Source organism: Pseudomonas sp. SCA2728.1_7 (assembly GCF_018138145.1).
Lineage (GTDB): Bacteria > Pseudomonadota > Gammaproteobacteria > Pseudomonadales > Pseudomonadaceae > Aquipseudomonas > Aquipseudomonas koreensis_A.
Map to the genome: position 1 here is coordinate 4,327,177 of NZ_CP073104.1, position 17,119 is coordinate 4,344,295.

At 60.0% G+C, this 17,119-nt stretch carries 18 protein-coding genes; 9 read left to right on the forward strand and 9 right to left on the reverse strand.

All coding sequences use genetic code 11. The features are described 5' to 3' along the window. The first annotated feature begins 5 nt into the window (after positions 1–5). The 7 genes from KBP52_RS19185 (at position 6) to KBP52_RS19215 (ending at position 6,280) form a co-directional block, all read left to right on the forward strand. Complete coding sequence (locus KBP52_RS19185) at positions 6–2,456, forward strand: alpha/beta fold hydrolase (protein ID WP_212620777.1); 2,451 nt, start codon at positions 6–8, stop codon at positions 2,454–2,456. Positions 2,457–2,476: 20 nt separating this feature from the next. Then, positions 2,477–3,181: a hypothetical protein gene (locus KBP52_RS19190; RefSeq protein ID WP_249122198.1), complete on the forward strand. Its 705-nt coding sequence runs from the start codon at positions 2,477–2,479 to the stop codon at positions 3,179–3,181. Between the two features lie 88 nt (positions 3,182–3,269). Further along, positions 3,270–3,725 (forward strand): hypothetical protein, encoded by a 456-nt coding sequence (locus tag KBP52_RS19195; RefSeq protein ID WP_191636995.1) that lies wholly within the window; start codon positions 3,270–3,272, stop codon positions 3,723–3,725. Positions 3,726–3,729: 4 nt separating this feature from the next. Beyond that, positions 3,730–4,593 carry a tetratricopeptide repeat protein gene (locus tag KBP52_RS19200; RefSeq protein ID WP_212620779.1) on the forward strand — a complete coding sequence of 288 codons (864 nt, stop codon included), beginning with the start codon at positions 3,730–3,732 and terminating at the stop codon, positions 4,591–4,593. Between the two features lie 56 nt (positions 4,594–4,649). Beyond that, complete coding sequence (locus tag KBP52_RS19205) at positions 4,650–5,354, forward strand: lysozyme inhibitor LprI family protein (protein WP_212623147.1); 705 nt, start codon at positions 4,650–4,652, stop codon at positions 5,352–5,354. A gap of 43 nt (positions 5,355–5,397) precedes the next feature. Next, on the forward strand, positions 5,398–5,838 hold the full coding sequence (locus tag KBP52_RS19210) for a hypothetical protein (protein WP_163004676.1): 441 nt from the start codon (positions 5,398–5,400) through the stop codon (positions 5,836–5,838). A 280-nt stretch (positions 5,839–6,118) separates the two neighbouring features. Beyond that, complete coding sequence (locus KBP52_RS19215) at positions 6,119–6,280, forward strand: hypothetical protein (protein ID WP_186620174.1); 162 nt, start codon at positions 6,119–6,121, stop codon at positions 6,278–6,280. Positions 6,281–6,393: 113 nt separating this feature from the next. Here KBP52_RS19215 and KBP52_RS19220 read toward each other — a convergent pair whose 3' ends face one another. Then, positions 6,394–6,765, reverse strand: coding sequence for a DUF6124 family protein (locus KBP52_RS19220; RefSeq protein WP_016985802.1), 372 nt, complete (start codon positions 6,763–6,765; stop codon positions 6,394–6,396). Positions 6,766–7,349: 584 nt separating this feature from the next. Between KBP52_RS19220 and KBP52_RS19225 the strand changes: the two genes are divergently transcribed. Next, a complete protein-coding gene (locus KBP52_RS19225; RefSeq protein ID WP_016985803.1) occupies positions 7,350–7,733 on the forward strand; it encodes a helicase in 384 nt (127 codons plus the stop codon). Positions 7,734–7,823: 90 nt separating this feature from the next. Here the strand turns inward: KBP52_RS19225 and KBP52_RS19230 are convergent, their stop codons facing one another. The 6 genes from KBP52_RS19230 to exbB all read right to left on the reverse strand — a co-directional run bounded on the left by KBP52_RS19230 (position 7,824) and on the right by exbB (position 14,726). Next, positions 7,824–9,224 carry an aminoacyl-tRNA deacylase and HDOD domain-containing protein gene (locus KBP52_RS19230; RefSeq protein ID WP_016985804.1) on the reverse strand — a complete coding sequence of 467 codons (1,401 nt, stop codon included), beginning with the start codon at positions 9,222–9,224 and terminating at the stop codon, positions 7,824–7,826. Positions 9,225–9,303: 79 nt separating this feature from the next. After that, positions 9,304–11,379 (reverse strand): ATP-dependent DNA helicase RecG, encoded by a 2,076-nt coding sequence (recG, locus tag KBP52_RS19235; RefSeq protein ID WP_095049320.1) that lies wholly within the window; start codon positions 11,377–11,379, stop codon positions 9,304–9,306. Between the two features lie 9 nt (positions 11,380–11,388). Then, positions 11,389–12,318, reverse strand: a complete 930-nt coding sequence (locus tag KBP52_RS19240; RefSeq protein ID WP_007920331.1) for a hydrogen peroxide-inducible genes activator — start codon at positions 12,316–12,318, stop codon at positions 11,389–11,391. A 276-nt stretch (positions 12,319–12,594) separates the two neighbouring features. Further along, positions 12,595–13,341 carry an energy transducer TonB gene (locus KBP52_RS19245; RefSeq protein WP_077575050.1) on the reverse strand — a complete coding sequence of 249 codons (747 nt, stop codon included), beginning with the start codon at positions 13,339–13,341 and terminating at the stop codon, positions 12,595–12,597. Continuing rightward, entirely contained in the window at positions 13,338–13,766 is a 429-nt protein-coding gene (gene exbD, locus KBP52_RS19250; protein WP_053125060.1) for a TonB system transport protein ExbD, read from the reverse strand. Before exbD ends, KBP52_RS19245 begins: the two co-directional genes overlap by 4 nt. A gap of 6 nt (positions 13,767–13,772) precedes the next feature. Further along, on the reverse strand, positions 13,773–14,726 hold the full coding sequence (gene exbB / locus KBP52_RS19255; RefSeq protein WP_077575049.1) for a tonB-system energizer ExbB: 954 nt from the start codon (positions 14,724–14,726) through the stop codon (positions 13,773–13,775). A 188-nt stretch (positions 14,727–14,914) separates the two neighbouring features. Here exbB and KBP52_RS19260 point away from each other — a divergent pair, with 188 nt between their 5' ends. Next, the gene (locus tag KBP52_RS19260) at positions 14,915–15,772 is read left to right on the forward strand and encodes an SDR family oxidoreductase (RefSeq protein ID WP_077575048.1); all 858 of its coding nucleotides are present in this window, start codon (positions 14,915–14,917) and stop codon (positions 15,770–15,772) included. Between the two features lie 139 nt (positions 15,773–15,911). On the opposite strand, the gene KBP52_RS19265 is transcribed toward KBP52_RS19260, so the two are convergent. Then, positions 15,912–16,652 carry a hypothetical protein gene (locus KBP52_RS19265; RefSeq protein ID WP_123593522.1) on the reverse strand — a complete coding sequence of 247 codons (741 nt, stop codon included), beginning with the start codon at positions 16,650–16,652 and terminating at the stop codon, positions 15,912–15,914. A 69-nt stretch (positions 16,653–16,721) separates the two neighbouring features. Next, positions 16,722–17,102 (reverse strand): RidA family protein, encoded by a 381-nt coding sequence (locus tag KBP52_RS19270; protein WP_003229509.1) that lies wholly within the window; start codon positions 17,100–17,102, stop codon positions 16,722–16,724. Positions 17,103–17,119: the final 17 nt, after the last annotated feature.

Here is a 17,119-nt window from a genome sequence, read left to right on the forward strand (position 1 = left end):
CGTCCATGAGCAAGCCGTTGATGTACCTGCTGGCCGGCAATGGCAGCGCCGCCGATTGGTGGGATGACGCACTGCCGCACTTCCAGCGCTACGACGTGGTGCCGCTGGAGTTGCCGGGCTTCGGCGCGAATCCGCAGCCGCCTTGCGAGGATCTGGCGGACTACGCGCAGACCTTGCTGGCGATGACGCAGAAGGGCAGCGCGATCATGGCGGTCGGGGTCAATGCATTGCTGGTGCTGCATGCGCTGCAACGGCGGCCCGGGCACTTTTCGCGCAGTGTTCTGTTGGCGCCGGTTGGGGCATTTTTGTGGCAGCGTCGATTGCCGGCGCTGATGTCACCGCTGCCGATCCGCAAGACCATCCACTGGCTGCTGTCGAACAAGCCCAAGCTGTTCGCGCGCAAGTTTTCCAACCAGACCTGGACGCCCGCGCAGTACCAGCGCATGGGCGCCGGCTATGCGCGCTGCCGTGCGTTCGTGCCGCACTGGGATCTGATTCGCGCCGATACCGCGTTGCCACTGCTGGAGTGGATCACCGATCCGGTCGAGCTGGTTTGGGGTGATCAGGACGCGGTGCTCGGCATCGAGCAAGCGGCAGCGTGGTCGGCGATTCTAGCCCGCGCTGATCTGACCATCAGCCTGAAACCCGGTTGGGGTCATTACCCGTGGATCGACTCGCCCGCGCAGTTCGCGCAGTGGCTGGAGTCGGGCGAGCGCGGGTTTGTTGCGCACACCAAGGGCGGGCGTTTGCGTCTGGCTGAACTGGCCCGGAAAGCGGTACCGGCAGCGCTGACCCTCAACGATTACACCGATCCGCGTCTGCCGGCATTTCTCGCCGCCCAACCTGATGTGACCTGGGCGGTGCGCTCCTCCAGTTATGGCGAGGATCAGGCCGATTCGGCGAATGCCGGTTTGAGCACAACCTATCTGCGCGAGCCGACTGCCAACGTGCCAACACGCATCGCCGAACTGACGGCCGAAGGCGTTGAGGAAGTGGTGGTGCAACGCTTCATCACGCCGGTAGTGTCCGGGATCGCGTTCGTGCGACATCTCTCGGTAGAACTCGAATGGGTTGAAGGCCATCTCGAATCGCTGGCCGACGGTCACGTCAGCCCTTCGCGAGCAACGCTTTCGCGGGTTGGCGATGCTTGGCGAAGCGGCACGTTCACGCCATCCCATGGCTTGACCGAAGACCTGCTCTGGCGCTTTCTGCAAGACGTACTGCGCGTGTTCCACTACGTGCCCGGCGACGTCGAATGGGCCTGGGACGGCGCGCAATTGTGGCTGCTGCAATACCGGCCGATCAGCGACTACGGCTGGCGCCGGCACCTGACCGCCGCGAACATCGCCGAGATCCTGCCGCCGCAACCGAGCGTGCTGGTGGAATACGCCCAGCGCCGAGCAGCCGCGAGTATTCCGGCGATCATGGCGCGTTGGGATGCGCGGGTGTTGCAGGACAACGAGCCGTTCACCGCAGTGTTCGGCGGCGCGTCCTATATCAACAATGATCTGTTTCTTGCCCGGCTGGCCGACTGGGGCATCAGCGCCGCGAACTACGCCGGTGAAGTCGGTGGCGCGACTCCGCATTTGCCATGGCAACCGCTGAAGATGCTGCGTTCGTTGCCGCTGTTTTTGCGTATGCAACGCAAGGCTCGCGGCCATTTGCTGAACCTTGAAAACGGCTTGCAGCGCTTTGATCGGGAACTGGCCGAACTCGTCGCCCAAGCTGCCGATGGTCAGCAATTGGCGGACTGGTTCACCCGGTTTTACGTGTTCGTGGTGCAAGGCAATCTTTGCATCGCTACAGCGCTGGCCAGCAGCGGCGGCGATTGGCTCGGACGCCCGCCGACGGCTTACGACAACCTTGAAAACAGTCCGCATCGTCTGCCATGGGAAACCGATCCCGCTACGCCTCGACCTACGGCGACTGAGCTGCCGTTACAAGCATTCCCGCAATGGTCAGGGCTGATCCGCCTCGCGCATTCGACCGGCCTGCCGGGCCTGCGCGGTTACTACCTGCAAGTGCGCGAGTGGTATCGCGACAATCTCATGCGAATCTTCTTCCGCCTGCACCACGCCATGCCGCTGGCGGATCGCGAACACTGGTTTGCGCCGCATCCGGACGTGCGCACCCGCGACGGCAGCTTCTGGCAGGACGGTCGCGAAGGTGCGGAGCAGGCCACCGGGTTCATGATTTATCCGGGGCAGGTGCAAGGCATCCTCGGCGAGGACATCTTGCTCGAAGACACCCTCGATCCGGGGCGGCACGCGCATTACCAAACAGCGCGGGCAGTAATTGCGCGGATGGGTGGGCGCTTGTCGCATGGCTCGACGTTGCTGCGGGAGCTGCGCAAGCCGTCGGCAGTGATACCGCAGGTGGATCCGGCGTGGGTGGGGTGTGAGGTGTTGTATCGGGATGGTGAGTTGGAATTGATCAATTCGAAGGATGCGAAGTGAAACTACGATACCTCCGCGAATTGATCTTTGGTCTGGTCGCGTTTTTACAGGTGGGTTATGTGACTGCCGCAAGTGCTGTGTTGGTCGGTAACGAGCCCGGCCAGTCGCCAGTTGCGCAAGGCCCGACCGAGACAGTTGTAGACATGGGTTCGTGTCGGTTCTCCATGCCGCTGCTGCAGAACCAATGGCTGAAGTTCGACGATTTCTATTCGGTATTTATCGCAGCCAAACAACTGCCCAAACCGTCAAGCGCCCCCAGCTTGTGGCAAGCGCAGACGTCGAGTGGTGCCGACTGGCACTTCGAGAAACACGGTGACCTGAGCCAGCCGTGGTTTGGTTTGATGTGTGAAAACTTGGAGTACTTTTCGCTTCTCACCGATTGGAAACCCCCGGTAGACGATGCATTTGCGGTGCAAGTCCTGCGTGACGACAACGACCGCAGGTGCCCGGCGACCCTTACCGATAAGGGCTGGGTGCCCAACTCTCTGGCGGGTCGTGCGAACACCTACACCTTCGAACAATGGGGTGGGGAGAACTCTTCGGGTTTCATCTTCGGTTTCCACGATAAATCACGACGGCGCATTACCCGCATCGCTTTTTGCCTGCTGAGGGGCAAAGACGTACTGATCGGCTCGGCGGAATCAGGTTCATCCGCCCCGCTGGCGATCAGCAACGAAGGGTTCGAGCAAATCAAGAAAGCGGTGCGCGGCATTGCCTTCGAATGAACATCCCCAAAATGCATTACGTCGACGGAGCTACAGCGTGAAAGGATTTTCGGTTCTTCTCGGCAGCCTGTTATTGGTTGCCGCGTCCATGGCATTCGCTGCCGATCCAACCTTCAAGGATTACACCGTCACGCCAGTTTTCACCGGCCCCAACCATAAGCTGGTGCCGCAAGAAAACAGCAGCCCAATGATGGATCAGGCACGGGTGCAAGCCCTGAAAGGCAAGGTCAACTTCGCCGGCCATTACATCCTGCACAGGCTCGGCTGTGGCGGCAGCGCCATTTGCGGCGAAGTGATGGACGCTCAGACTGGGGAAGTCGTTGGCGGTCTACCGAATGCTTACGACGGCAGCACGTTCGGCATGGTTTTCCAGCCCGACAGCAGTTTGATTATCGTGTCCGGCATCACGCTCGACGGCGAAGAAGATGCGCAGGGGAATGCTTTGGAGAGCGGCAACCGGGATCGTTACTACGAGTTTGTGAGCAACGAATTCCGGCTGCTGAGCATGACCGACGTTGAATCGTCGCCGATGGATGAGGAGTGAGTGGATGAACCGTCTTCTCGCGGGCAGTCTTAAGTGGTTGATGATTGTCATGAGCCTGTCAGCTTCAGCCAATGCCTTGTCTGAAAATATTCAGATCGTGGGGGTTGGCGGGCACTTAGTGACGCTGAAGGACAAGACATGGGGCAGGCCTGCTGCGGAGTCGGCGGTTGCCTCGTTTACCGCCAATGGAAAAACGTTTCCCCTCTATGTACCCGCGGTGGGTACTGAGACGCATGAGGCTTGGTTAAGTCCCGACAAGAAAACATTGCTCCTCCTTCAGACTCTGTATGGCGTTGTCATTGGCCAGGAGGGTGAAGAAATCCCGACAGAGGAAACTGGTTGCGGGGTCATTTCAATGGAGACCGGTTGCGTGCTCAGTCAGCCGGCAGCCAGGTTTTGCTACGGCAAGTGGAAGGGCAATCGGTGGACTTCCGGGGAAGAGGATGCGCCTGACCTCGTCATGCAGACGCCGTCTCCAAAGGACTTATTGAAGCAGGTCTCAAATATTGAGATGCCGCAATCTCGCGTGGAAGAACTCGCATTCAATCTTCGCACTATAAGTCCAGAGTCATATATGGCTTGTCACCCACCGGCGCGCAATGTTCAAGCTTTCAACGACCTGGCTTTCTACTTGGCCGAGGGCGGTAGAGATGAGCTGGCGCTGAAGTTTTATCGCGGCGTTGAGGCCGTTGGTAAACGCACGGTACTGATGTTGAACATAGCCGACTCGCTCTGGCGCCTTGATCGCAAAGATGAAGCGCAGCGCTATTACAGCCAGTACCGCGACGCGATGAGCGCCGATGGCAAGACGCAGAAAATACCTCAACGTGTCGTTGAGCGATCCGCCATTCAGGGAATGAAAAATTGAACAGGTTTGTGCGTTTTATCGCGTTGTCCTTTGGATGCCTGTTTGCCTCTTTTGCGATGGCCGAGGACGACTGCAAAGAAATCACCGTGAGTGCTCAGGTCGATCGGTGTGTGGAGGCAGCTCGCAAAGAAGCCGACACGCAACTCAATGCCAGCTACAAGAAACTGCTGGGACGGTTTGAGACTCAACAACGGCGTGACCCTGAGCAGGGTAAGGCGCTGGTCGCCATGGCCAGAGAATCCCAGCGCGCCTGGATCAAGCTACGCGACACCACATGCCCGCTTGAAGCCACGGAAATCGAGCCTGGGGTGGCAGCGCATGTCACGACGATCAACAACTGCATGGCCAGAATGAGTCTGGAGCGTGCGGCTTATCTGGACACGATCGTCGCTGATGAGCCGGGTAATGTGGTTGATCTCAACAAGGTGTACCTGTCCGGCTCCCAGCGCTTCGGCGATGTCGTGGCACGTTATGTCAGCACCTTTGGCAGCCCATGTCTGACGGTCCAAATACTGGCGCCCAACGGCGGTTGGAGGGTGCTGTCCTCCAAGCGGTTCTGCCGTTTCGAGGGCAAGGCATTTTGGACGGATTATGCCGATGCCGGGTTTGAGGATCATGTGTTTGCCGAGGATGGGTTGCACGTGACGCTCAGTTTGACGGAGCTTCGTGGGCTCGGAGAGAAGCGCCTTGCATGTGTGGTTCCGATTCAGCGTGAGCAAATCAAAGAGCTGAAGTGCGGCGCGCTTGAGCCTGGGGCATAACAGGCCAGAGTAATTTGCTGATACCCCTGAAACCGCTAAAGGAATGTTCGGTTTGAAATTTTCGTCTGCATTGTTTTCCGCGTTGCTCGTTTTCGTTCCTCTGGCGGCTCATAGCGAGGTCACGACCGAGGTTTTTTGCTTCCGCTCCTACGAAGGCAAACCCATAAATTTTGAATTCCGAACCTATTACGACTCTGTCGCCAAGTGGAGCGGTGCTGGCGTCAAATACAGCAAGTCAAAAAAGGCTATTGGGCTGGTTCATCGCAGTACTGAACAAGAAGAACTCGTGTATGGCCGGCCCTACCAGTACACGACAACTTGGGTTGAAGTAGTTGATGGTGCACTGACAGGTGAGTATCAGATGGTCACTCAGGGTGGCCGGGTTGATGCGATGTCGTATACGAATTACAAATCCGCAAAGAAGTATTCGTTTGAAAACGATTACAACGTGGATTCGAAACCTGAAACAGGTTGCCAGTGGTGAGGCAGAGAATATTCAGGAAGGGGACTTAACGTCCCTTTATGGGTAGTCAATCCCGTCTCGCCGATGTGTGATGAGTCAGCGACAGGGATAGAGCCTGCGGTTTGCTTCGATCAGATAATCAATGTCGGAGTGTTTCCGGCGGCTATTCAAGAGCTTTCAAATATCGCTACTCTCTCGACCTTCAAAATTGCCATTGATTATCTATGTCCAAGAATCAAGGGGGCGGGTGGCGCCGGAAGACAGGGCGAACCAGTCAAATTTCGAGACCCGAGAGGTTTCCATGAAAAAGTCCAAACATGAACCAAAGCCTGTGATGGCTGCTCGGTTCCAGGCTGAAGCTCGTGAAGTTTTGGCCAAGCGCTCTGGTAAGCGCAGCCGCTTTCTGGATGTTGCGTTGGCCAAAGGTTCTGATTTTGAGCCAGTCGGTCGACTGGCCGGCTGAAGGTTTCGGATTCAAAAAAAGCTGCCGTGATTGGCAGCTTTTTTGTGTCTGGGTTTTTATAGGTAGTTGCAGAAAGGGGACTTAACGTCCCCTTTTTTCATCCACAGACTTCGCTACGGCTTGGCCGCCACGCTTCGCACTTCAATCTGGTCGAGCGTCCCTTCCACCATCAATCTCACCCCGTCCGCCATTCTGCTCAGGGCCAGTGCCACCGAACGGCGGGAGCCGTGGAGGTCGTCGGCGAGGTCGCAGGCGATGACGCTGATGGACAGGAGGTCTTCGGAGGCGTTGGCCATGAGGGCTTCGGCGTCGGTGCCGGGGGAGAGTTTGAAGAGGCCGTTCTCGCGTTTGGGGTGTGGTTCGACGGCTGGTTTGAAATGGTGGTCGAGGGCGCGTTCGGCGGCTTCGTGGAATTTCTTTGATTCCAGAGATTCGTAGGGCGAAATATCCGGGTTTTCTGGGGGATTGGGTGTTGGTTTGATCATTCGGTCTTACTCCAGTTTAAGGAGCCGACACCGTTTCGCTCGCACTTCGAAAGTGGTGGCAGCTGTGCATAGGTGTGCAAGACCGGTGGAGTAACCCGGCAGACCCGAAGGCCTCCCATACACAGCCGCCATAACGATCCGCGAGCATAGGAAAACGCTCGGCGAATTGCCATAACCAATGTGTACTCCAACCGGACTTGCACGTCCGTATCGCCAATCTGCGGCGACACACAGAGCCTATCGATAGCCAGCCAACTCGCCTAGTTCATGGACAGCACCGCACTTTGCAGGAAATTTCCCATAGATTCGCGGGGCGGAAGATCAAAAGATCGCAGGCTTCGCCGGCTCCTACAGGGATGTGTTTCAACAGGTGTAGGAAAGGTGAGTAGTGAGACGCGGAGCGGCTCGGGATGCATTCCTACGCGGAGCGGGGGAACGATCAGGGGGCGAGCGCTGAACCGTGACTTGGCGGTCATCGTGCGGGAAATGGTCTGCATCCTCTTCCAACAGCGTCAGATACTGGCGTTATCGTCCGAATCCCTTACACTGCCTCGGCCGTTCATTTTCCTTTTGAGGCTGTGCGCATGAAATTTCGTTTTCTTCTGTGGATGATGGGTTTGTTGATGGGTAAGGCCAGCCGGACAAATCCTGCGTTCCAGCAGCAGTTGGGTGACAAGGATCTGGTGTTTCAGCTGCAGACGCTGGACGGGAAAGTGGCGCGGCATTTCGTGGTCAAGGATCAGCGCATCACCAGCAAGTCTGGCGTGGTGGCTGAGCCGGCGTTTGCGATTGCGTTTAAAGATGCCGGTTATGGTTTTGCGACGATGCAGGCGAAGAACAAGCAGTTGGCGTTTATGCAGGGGATTCAGGACAAGTCGATCCAGCTCAAGGGCAATCCGGCGCTGGTGATGTGGTTTCAGGGGTTGATGAAGTATTTGGTGCCGAGGAAGGCTAAGCCTAAGGCTTGAGGTGGTCAGTTAGACCGAGTTGGATTCTTCGCGAGCAGGCTCGCTCCCACAGGGATTTTGGTGATCCTTGGGGAGCGGGCCTGTTTCGTTTTAGGCCTGGCTGAACTGCGAGGCCAGTTCACGCAGCAGGACTTCGGCTTCGAGGACTTTGCTGACGACGTCGTTGGCCTTGTCGCGAGTCAAACCCACACGTTCAAGCAGCGCATCCGGAATGTCTTCGTCCGGGCCGGAGCCAATCCCCCGGCTACGCAGCAGGCGTACGGCCAGGCAGACGAGGTTCGGGTATTCGGCGTAGGCGCCGTCGTAGCTTGGGTCGTGCTGGAAGCGTAGGGCGGTGGCCAGCTCATCGGGCATGTCCCAGTAGCGCATCAGCCACGAGCCGATCTGTTCACGGCTGATACCGAGCAGGTGTTGCTCGATGTAGCTGTGGCACAGGTGCGGGTTGACCTCCAGGTGACGGCAGATCAGCGAGAAGTGCGGCGGGAACACGTGGGCCAGCAGCAGGTAACCGAAGTTGTGCAGCAGACCGGCCAGATACGTCAGGCCGGCTTCCGGGCGCTGGGCGCGCGGCATGGCGCGGGTCAGGCCTTCGATGACGGCGGCGGTGTAGATCGACTGCTGCCAGTACGGCGTGGTGTGTTGCGGGTGGTCTTTGGGCAGGCTCAGGGTCTTGCCGAGGGCAAGGCCCAGCGCCAGATTGATCACCAGATCGAAACCGAGCACGCGAACGATCGCGTCTTCCACCGAGCGAATCTTGCCCGGCGAGGCGTAGTACGGCGACGCCGCCCAGCTCACCACTTGCGCGGCCAGCGCCGGGTCGGTTTCGACCACGCCGGTGATGTCGTCGATGGTGGCGTTGGGGTCGACGCGCAGCTTGATGATTTTTTGCGCGGTTTCGGCCAGCGGCGGAATCTCGATGGTCGCTTCCAGACGCTGCTGGATGCGCCGCGCGGTGAACGCTTGCACGGCCTGGGTGATTTCCTCGCGGTCATCGTCCGGGCGGTCGAGGTTCGGGCGGATGCTGCTCAGGGCTTCGCCGAAGTTGGCGGCGCTGGCCTTGGTCAGCATGGTCTTGAAATCTTCGCTGGCGATTTCCAGCAGCAGGCCCGGCTCGCCGGAGTTGATCAGCAACTTCGGTTCGCGCAGCAGGCTTTCTTCGTAGAGGCACGGCGAGCTGGTCAGCGCTGGCAGGCCCGGCAGCAGGCTCAGGCTGTGTTTGCCGAGCATCTTTTCCAGGCGCTCGGTGGATACGGCGGTGAGGCGACGGCCCGTCAGTTCGGCGAGGCGATTGAGATCGAGCAATTGGCTCTGCGGAAACAGCACCATCAGCGCGCCGACGGCGTCGTCCAGCAACACGGCTTGTACCTTGCGCGATGCATTGAGGCCGTGGTGGTCGAGCACTTCTTCGTAGGCGATGCCCAACTTGCCTAGCAGCAGCCGAATGACAGACGGCGCGTGCGGGGATTCGGGGGCGAGAGCGGCTTCGGTCATGATCTGTATCCGTTTTTGAAACAATGGCAGGAGTATAACCAGCTTGATCAGAACGATCTGTCAGAAACTGCGACGGTGCTCACACTTGGCCGTATTGCTGCCCGTGACGCAACCAGCGATCGAGTAATGGGCTGACGTGGGTTGGCCAGCGTTCCAGCAAGGCTTGCGCGGCGTCGCGCACGGCGGGCAGCAGGTCGGCGTCGCGCATCAGGTCGGCGACTTTGAATTGCAGCAGACCGGTCTGGCGGGTGCCGAGCATTTCCCCGGGGCCGCGCAGTTCGAGGTCTTTTTCGGCGATGACGAAGCCGTCGTTGGTCTCGCGCATGATGCCCAGGCGCTGACGACCGATCTGCGACAGCGGCGGATGGTAAAGCAGCACGCAATGGCTGGCCGCGCTGCCCCGGCCGACCCGACCACGCAATTGGTGCAGTTGCGCGAGGCCAAGACGCTCGGGGTTTTCGATGATCATCAGGCTGGCATTGGGCACGTCGACGCCGACTTCGATCACGGTGGTGGCGACCAGCAGTTGCAGGTTACCAGCCTTGAATTCGGCCATGACGGCGGCCTTCTCGACGGGTTTCATGCGCCCGTGAATCAGTCCGACTTTCAGTTCGCCGAGGGCGAGGGTGAGGTCTTCAAACGTGGTTTCGGCGGCCTGACAGGTCAGCTCTTCCGACTCTTCGATCAGCGTGCACACCCAATAGGCCTGACGGCCCTCAGCGCAGGCACCGCGCACGCGTTCGATGACTTCGACGCGGCGGGTGTCGGTGACCAGCACGGTATTGACCGGGGTACGCCCGGGCGGCAGTTCGTCGAGGATCGAGGTGTCGAGGTCGGCGTAGGCGCTCATCGCCAGCGTCCGTGGAATCGGCGTGGCGGTCATGATCAGTTGATGCGGGCACATGCGCCCGCCGACGCCTTTCTGCCGCAGCGCCAGACGCTGCTGCACGCCGAAGCGGTGCTGCTCGTCGATGATCACCAGCGCCAGATTCTTGAACTGCACTTCGTCCTGGAACAGCGCGTGAGTGCCGACCACCATCGGTGTGCCGCTGGCAATCTGTTCCAGCGCGGCGACGCGGTTCTTGCCCTTGAGCTTGCCGGCCAGCCACGCGACTTCAATGCCCAGCGGTTCGAGCCAGCGCTTGAAGGTGATGAAGTGCTGTTCGGCGAGGATCTCGGTCGGCGCCATCAGCGCAACCTGATAACCGGCCTCCAGCGCTTGCAGGGCGGCGAGGGCGGCGACCACGGTTTTGCCAGCGCCCACGTCACCTTGAATCAGCCGCAGCATTGGTTCGTGCTGGCTGAGGTCGTAGGCGATTTCGTTGCCGACACGCTGTTGCGCGCCGGTCGGGTTGAATCCAAGGTTGGCCAGGTATTTCGGCGGCAGCTTGGTCGCTTTCGGCATCGCTGGTGCGCGCAGCGAACGCATGCTTTCGCGCAGACGTTGCTGTGAAAGTTGGTGCGTCAGCAGTTCTTCGAAGGCGAGGCGATGCTGGGCCCAGTGATGGCCGAGGGCGAGTTCGTCGACGTCGGCATCGGCGGGCGGGTTGTGCAGGTAGCGGATCGCATCGGCCAGCGGCGCCAATTGATAGTCGCGGGCCAGTTCGGTTGGCAGCCAGTCGGGCAAGGTGTCTGGCTTGAGCATCGTCAGCGTCTGCAGACACAACTGGCGCAGACGCGCTTGGGTCAGGCCTTCGGTGAGCGGGTAGACCGGGGTCAGGGTTTCATCGACTGGCGGCGGTTCGTCGCCGGTGATGGCGCGGTATTCCGGGTGGTAGATCTCCAGTCCTGACGCACCGGGCCGGGCTTCGCCGTAGCAGCGAACCCGCGTGCCACGCTTGAGGCCTTCTTTCTGCGCGTTGCTGAAATGGTAGAAGCGCAGACTTAGTCCGCCGGTGCCATCCTGCAAGCGCACGACGAGGCTGCGGCGTCGACCCATGACCACGTCGGCGCCGCTGACGGTGCCTTCGACCACGGCATCCTGCCCCGGCCGCAGCGCACCGATCGGCACCACGCGGGTGCGATCCTGATAGCGCAGCGGCAGGTGAAACAGCACGTCCTGGAGATTCTCCAGACCGACCTTGGCCAATTTCTCGGCCATGGCTTCGCCGACACCCTTGAGTGCCGTCACCGACACTTGCGACAGCTCCGTCATGACGCTCGCTTAACCGGCCGTAACCGGTGCCGCTGGCTTGGCCACCGAACACAGGCGAATGGAGTCGGCGAGAATCTCGATGGCTTTCGGCCGCGGGAAACTCGCGCGCCAGGCGATAGCCACGGTGCGGAACGGCACCGGTGGCGACAGTGGCCGCACTTCGATCACGCCGGGGGCGTAGTGATGGCTGTCGACCGCCGACAACGGCAGGATCGAGATGCCCAGACCGGACGCGACCATGTGCCGAATGGTTTCCAGCGAGCTGGATTCGACGGTGGTGTGTTTGGCACCGTCGTTGCCCTTGGTCAGGGTCGGGCAGGCTTCAAGAACCTGATCGCGGAAGCAGTGGCCCTCACCGAGAAGCAGCAGGCTCTTGTCGTTGAGCAGGCCGGCGTCGATGGTTTCTTTCTGGGTCCACGGGTGCTGGGCCGGCATCAAGACGTAGAACGGCTCGTCGTAGAGCGGCAGGGTCAGCACGTCGGCTTCGTTGAACGGCAGGGCGATGATGATCGCGTCGAGCTCGCCGTTGCGCAGTTTGTCGCGCAGCACGTGGGTGAAGTTTTCTTCAATGTACAACGGCATCTGCGGGGCGACCCGGTGCAGTTGCGGAATCAGATGCGGGAACAGGTACGGGCCGACGGTGTAGATCGCGCCGACTTTCAATGGGGCGGTCAACTGGTTCTTGCCAGCCTGGGCCAGTTCGCGGATGCCTTGCGCTTGCTCGAGGACTTTCTGCGCCTGGGCGACGATGCCTTCGCCGACCGGGGTCAGGCGCACGGCACTTTTGCTGCGCTCGAAAATCAGCACACCGAGTTCGTCTTCAAGCTTTTTCACGCCCACCGACAGGGTCGGCTGGCTGACGTGGCAACGTTCGGCGGCGTGGCCGAAATGCTGCTCTTGGGCGAGGGTGACGATGTAGCGTAATTCTGTGAGGGTCATAGCAAGCGTCCATGAAGATGCGGGCCAAGCATACCGGCTGCAATCGATAGACGCACGTTATCAGACTGAGTGTGGAATGCGACACCGGGCAATGTGGGTTTGCCGCGCGCAGATACGCAAAAGGCACCTTCCGGTGCCTTTTTGGCTGGATCTTCCGGCTAACGGAGAGCCCTTGTAGGAGTGAGCCTGCTCGCGATTGCGGCGTGTCAGTCAGAAAATCATCGTCTGACACAACGCTATCGCGAGCAGGCTCACTCCTACAGGTTTTGCGTTGCCTTAGCGACGGCGTTCGAGCGAGTAAACAAACGGCGCAACAATTTCGATCGAGCCGTTGTTGAGCATGTCGGCCGGTGGCTTGGGCAGCGGTTGTGCGCGGCGGATCATTTCCAGGGTGGCCCGGTCCAGATCGGCGTTGCCGGAGCGGCCCACCAGTTCGAACGACAGCACATTACCTTCGGCATCCACCACGAAGCGCAGACGGTTCAAGCCTTCTTTACCGCGTGCCTGAGCACTGGCCGGGTACTTTTTGTACTTGGCCAAATGCGCGAGCAGGGTGCCTTGCCAACTGGCCTTGGCAGCCATCTGAGCCGGCGACGGACCCGGTGCAGGCTGGGCGGATTTCTCCGTCGGCGCCTGAGTCGGTTGCGTGTCGGCCGGCTTCTCCTCGGAAGGTTTTTCCTTCGGTGGATCAGGCAGCTTCTTCTCGACCGGCTTCGGCGGTTTCGGCTTGGGCTTCGGCTTGGGTTTCTGCACCGCGATTTCAGCTTTCGGTGCTTCGGCCAGCTTCGGAATCGGCAACTCTTCCACCGGAGCCGGTGGCTGCGGCGGTGTGACGACTTTCGGCGGAGCAGGCGGTGGCGGGGCCGGAACCGGGGCCAGCTCGACCATCATTGCCTGCGGCGGCAATTCGATGGGCGGGCGGGCGGTCCAGTTCAGCGCCAGCGCGATGGCCAGCGCATGAACGCCCAGCACCACGGCCAGGCTACCGCTGTAACGCGTCAGCTTATGGCGCGACGTGATCATTTCTTGGCTGCCGTCTCAAGTCCGACCAGGCCGACCTTCAGGTAACCGGCAGAGCGTAGGTTATCCATCACGCTCATCAGGTCGCCGTAATCCACGCCTTTATCGGCCTGGAAGAAGATGGTGGTGTCTTTCTTGCCCTTGGTTCTGGCGTCGAGGGTGGCGCCCAGTGCTTCGGGCTTCACTTCGTCTTCGCCGAGGAACAGGCGCTGGTCAGCCTTGACGCTGAGGAACACCGGTTTCTCTGGCCGCGGCGCCGGTTTGGCGGTCGAGGCAGGCAGGTCGACTTTGATGTCCACGGTGGCCAATGGCGCGGCCACCATGAAGATGATCAACAGCACCAGCATCACGTCGATGAACGGCGTGACGTTGATTTCGTGGTTCTCGGCCAGATCGTCGTCTGCGCCTTCTTTCAAATGCAGGCCCATGGCCGATTACCCCACTTTGACCATGTGCGGCTGCGAGCTGCGCTCAGGCTGGTGATCGAGGTCGCGGCTGACCAGCAGCAGCACTTCTGCCGAGGCGTCGGAAACCTGCGCCTTGTAACCGGCGATGGAGCGGGCGAAGACGTTGTAGATCACCACGGCCGGGATCGCGGCAACCAGACCCAGTGCGGTGGCCAGCAATGCTTCAGCAATACCTGGCGCTACGACAGCAAGGTTGGTGGTCTGGGTTTTGGCGATGCCGATAAAGGAGTTCATGATGCCCCACACGGTACCGAACAGGCCGACGAACGGCGCGGTGGAACCGATGGTGGCGAGGACGCCGGTGCCGCTGCTCATGTTGCGACCGCAGGCTGCAACCAGACGCTCGAGACGGAAGCTGACGCGTTCCTTGATGCCTTCTTTCTCGCGGCTGTTGACCGACAGGCGCATCTCTTCGAGGGCGTCGTGCACCAGCAGGTTGGCGAGGGTGCCTTCCTTGCCGGCAGTGGTACTGGCTTCTTTAAGGGTGGTGGCTTTCTTCAGGGCGGCGATTTCGCCACGCAGACGACGCTTGGCGCCCATCAGCTCGAAGCCTTTGGCGATCCAGATGGTCCAGGTAATGATGGAAGCGATGGCCAGACCGATCATCACGATTTTCACGATGATGTCGGCGTTCTGGTACATGCCCCACGGCGACAGGTCGTGGGCCATGCCCAGGCTGTTGTCGGCTTCGAGAACTTCAGGAACGTCGGCAGCGTCAACCGCTTGCACCGGATCGGTAGCGGCCGGGGCAGCCGGAGCGGCGGCTGGTGCGCTTTGCTCGGTGGCAGCTGGCGTTGCTGGCGCTTGAGCGTCGGCGAAAGCGGCGGTCGGTGCCAGCATCAGGCTGAGCAGCAGAGCCGCCACTGCGCTCCAGGCGCGAGGTCGATTGGTTGGCGAAGCGGGGATTTGATTACGTGTCATGCTGGCCGGACCTGAGATAGAAAAACGGTGATGCTCTACCAGGCCTCGTGAGGCCGAGAACAAAAGTGGCGTGCATTATTGCAAGTAATTCTTGTTAACAAAAGTAATAGAGTATCTTTTTTTCCTGCATTGCTAGCCGCTCGTCCTGTCCCGAGGCTAGTCTGTGTCTTTCCGATAGGAGTTTTTTGATGTCCGCGCCTTCTGTTTTGATTGCCGGTTGTGGTGATGTCGGCAGTCGTCTGGCCAAGCAATTGCTGGCGGCTGGCTGGGAAGTTCATGGCCTGCGCCGGGATGTTTCAAAGCTGCCTGATGGTGTGATTGGCGTTGCCGGCGACCTGTTCAACGAAGACTGCCCGGCGACATGGCCGGTGGGGGCCGTGGACTATCTGGTGTATTGCGCTGCGGCCACCGATCACGATGAAGCCGGTTATCGCGCGGCTTATGTGCAGGGTTTGCAGAATGTGCTGAGCTGGCTGGATGACTATGGGCAGGTGCCTGAGCGGCTTATTTTCGTTTCCAGCAGCAGTGTGTATGGGCAGCAGGAGGGTGAGTGGGTCGATGAGAACTCAGAGACCATCGCTGCCGGTTATTCCGGGCGATTGATGCTTGAGGCTGAGCAGGTCGCGCTTAAGAGTGGCATTCCTGCGAGCATTCTGCGTTTGACCGGGATCTACGGGCCGGGCCGCGAATGGCTGCTGACTCAAGTGCGTCGCGGTTATCGCGTGGCGGTTGATCCGCCGCTGTATGGCAATCGAATTCATGCCGATGACGCAGCAGGGTTATTGGCGTTTCTGCTGGAAAAGGCTCGGCAGGGCGTGAAGCTGGAGGATTTCTACATCGGTGTCGACGATGCGCCAGCGCCATTGGCGGAAGTCGTGGGCTGGTTGCGTGAGTATCTGGGCGTTACCGAATGGTCGGAAGATGCCAGCGTGCGGCGCACCGGCAGCAAACGCTGCAGCAATGCCCGGGCGAAGGCGTTGGGCTGGACGCCAACGTACCCGAGTTACCGCGAAGGCTACGCCGCGATCCTCGAAGGTAAATGCTGACTTCCTGACAACGCAAAACAACTGTAGGAGTGAGCCTGCTCGCGATGAGGTCCTAACATTCAACACTTGTGCTGACTGTTAAACCGCTATCGCGAGCAGGCTCACTCCTACAGGGGGGTTCTGCGAACTCAGAAGCGGGTTACTGCTTCTCCAGCAACCACTTGCGCTCGCCCGGCGTGTACTGCGGCATTTCGTCCGCCAGCGCGGTGTTCACGGCCTGGAAAATCTCCAGTTCCTTGCCCTTGCGCGCAAAGATGTAGGCGTTGCCCTGACCGTTGAGTTGCAACCACATGTTGTCGTTGGTACTGCTCATCGACGCGCAATCGCCCGCCAAGCACAGGGCATAACGGTCGGCCCCCGGCAAACCGGAAACCTGGCCATCCGCCTGGAACTGCACGGTGCTGCCTTCGCCCTGACCACTGGCGATTGTCCAGCTGCCGCCCATGTAGGCCGAATACAGCGCGCGTTCGAAACTGGCGCCAATCGGTGCGCCTTCCGGCACCGGAATCTGTGCACGGTCGAACACCTGCTCGGGTTCGTTCTCGCTGGCGGCTTGCTGCAGTTGTCCGCCGTCGCGTTTCAGCTCGCTAGCAGAACTGCCATAGAAGTCGACTTTCCAGGCGCCGGATTTCTCGCCCAGCAGCCGTCCTTCGACGTTCTCAAAACCGTTGGTGTAGCGGGCCTGACTGGCCTTGGTGTTGACGTCCCACTCAAGGTTCGGGCCGTAGGCCTGAAGCGCTTCGCGCAGGGGGCCGCCCTTGGCTGCGGCATCGATCGCCACCTGATTGATCCAGGTGCCGCTGATGTCACGGTCGGCAGGGTTGCTGGCGCAGCCGCCGAGGAAAATGGCGAGCAGCGGGAGAGCTAGCGCTTTGCGCATGGTGGAATCCTTTCAAAACCTTTTCTTGCAGAGCAGTCGGCGCGGCGTTTGAAGGCCGCGCCGTGCGCATCACTCGATGACCAGAATGGCATCCATTTCAACCTGCGAACCCTTTGGCAGGGCAGCCACGCCAATGGCGGCGCGGGCCGGGTATGGCTGGTCGAAATACTTGCCCATGATCTCGTTGACCTTGGCGAAGTGGCTCAGATCGGTGAGGAAGATGTTCAGTTTGACGATGTCCTTGAACGAACCGCCAGCGGCTTCGGCCACGGCCTTCAGGTTCTCGAACACCTGGACGGTCTGGGCTTCGAAGCCTTCAACCAGTTCCATGGTTTTTGGGTCCAGAGGAATCTGACCCGACATGTATACGGTGTTGCCTGCCTTGATCGCCTGGGAGTAAGTACCGATGGCGGCCGGGGCCTTGTCGCTGGTGATTACGGTTTTGGTCATGAATGACTCCTTGTAAT

Excerpts from the sequence above, each read along its gene's own strand:
- KBP52_RS19240 (WP_007920331.1), bottom strand. The coding sequence starts at position 12,318 with ATGACCCTCACAGAATTACGCTACATCGTCACCCTCGCCCAAGAGCAG.
- KBP52_RS19265 (WP_123593522.1), bottom strand. The coding sequence starts at position 16,652 with ATGCGCAAAGCGCTAGCTCTCCCGCTGCTCGCCATTTTCCTCGGCGGC.
- KBP52_RS19260 (WP_077575048.1), top strand. The coding sequence starts at position 14,915 with ATGTCCGCGCCTTCTGTTTTGATTGCCGGTTGTGGTGATGTCGGCAGT.
- KBP52_RS19205 (WP_212623147.1), top strand. The coding sequence starts at position 4,650 with ATGGCCGAGGACGACTGCAAAGAAATCACCGTGAGTGCTCAGGTCGAT.
- KBP52_RS19215 (WP_186620174.1), top strand. The coding sequence starts at position 6,119 with ATGAAAAAGTCCAAACATGAACCAAAGCCTGTGATGGCTGCTCGGTTC.
- KBP52_RS19220 (WP_016985802.1), bottom strand. The coding sequence starts at position 6,765 with ATGATCAAACCAACACCCAATCCCCCAGAAAACCCGGATATTTCGCCC.
- exbD (WP_053125060.1), bottom strand. The coding sequence starts at position 13,766 with ATGGGCCTGCATTTGAAAGAAGGCGCAGACGACGATCTGGCCGAGAAC.
- exbB (WP_077575049.1), bottom strand. The coding sequence starts at position 14,726 with ATGACACGTAATCAAATCCCCGCTTCGCCAACCAATCGACCTCGCGCC.
- KBP52_RS19245 (WP_077575050.1), bottom strand. The coding sequence starts at position 13,341 with ATGATCACGTCGCGCCATAAGCTGACGCGTTACAGCGGTAGCCTGGCC.
- KBP52_RS19210 (WP_163004676.1), top strand. The coding sequence starts at position 5,398 with ATGTTCGGTTTGAAATTTTCGTCTGCATTGTTTTCCGCGTTGCTCGTT.
- KBP52_RS19225 (WP_016985803.1), top strand. The coding sequence starts at position 7,350 with ATGAAATTTCGTTTTCTTCTGTGGATGATGGGTTTGTTGATGGGTAAG.
- recG (WP_095049320.1), bottom strand. The coding sequence starts at position 11,379 with ATGACGGAGCTGTCGCAAGTGTCGGTGACGGCACTCAAGGGTGTCGGC.
- KBP52_RS19230 (WP_016985804.1), bottom strand. The coding sequence starts at position 9,224 with ATGACCGAAGCCGCTCTCGCCCCCGAATCCCCGCACGCGCCGTCTGTC.
- KBP52_RS19200 (WP_212620779.1), top strand. The coding sequence starts at position 3,730 with ATGAACCGTCTTCTCGCGGGCAGTCTTAAGTGGTTGATGATTGTCATG.
- KBP52_RS19195 (WP_191636995.1), top strand. The coding sequence starts at position 3,270 with ATGGCATTCGCTGCCGATCCAACCTTCAAGGATTACACCGTCACGCCA.
- KBP52_RS19185 (WP_212620777.1), top strand. The coding sequence starts at position 6 with ATGAGCAAGCCGTTGATGTACCTGCTGGCCGGCAATGGCAGCGCCGCC.
- KBP52_RS19270 (WP_003229509.1), bottom strand. The coding sequence starts at position 17,102 with ATGACCAAAACCGTAATCACCAGCGACAAGGCCCCGGCCGCCATCGGT.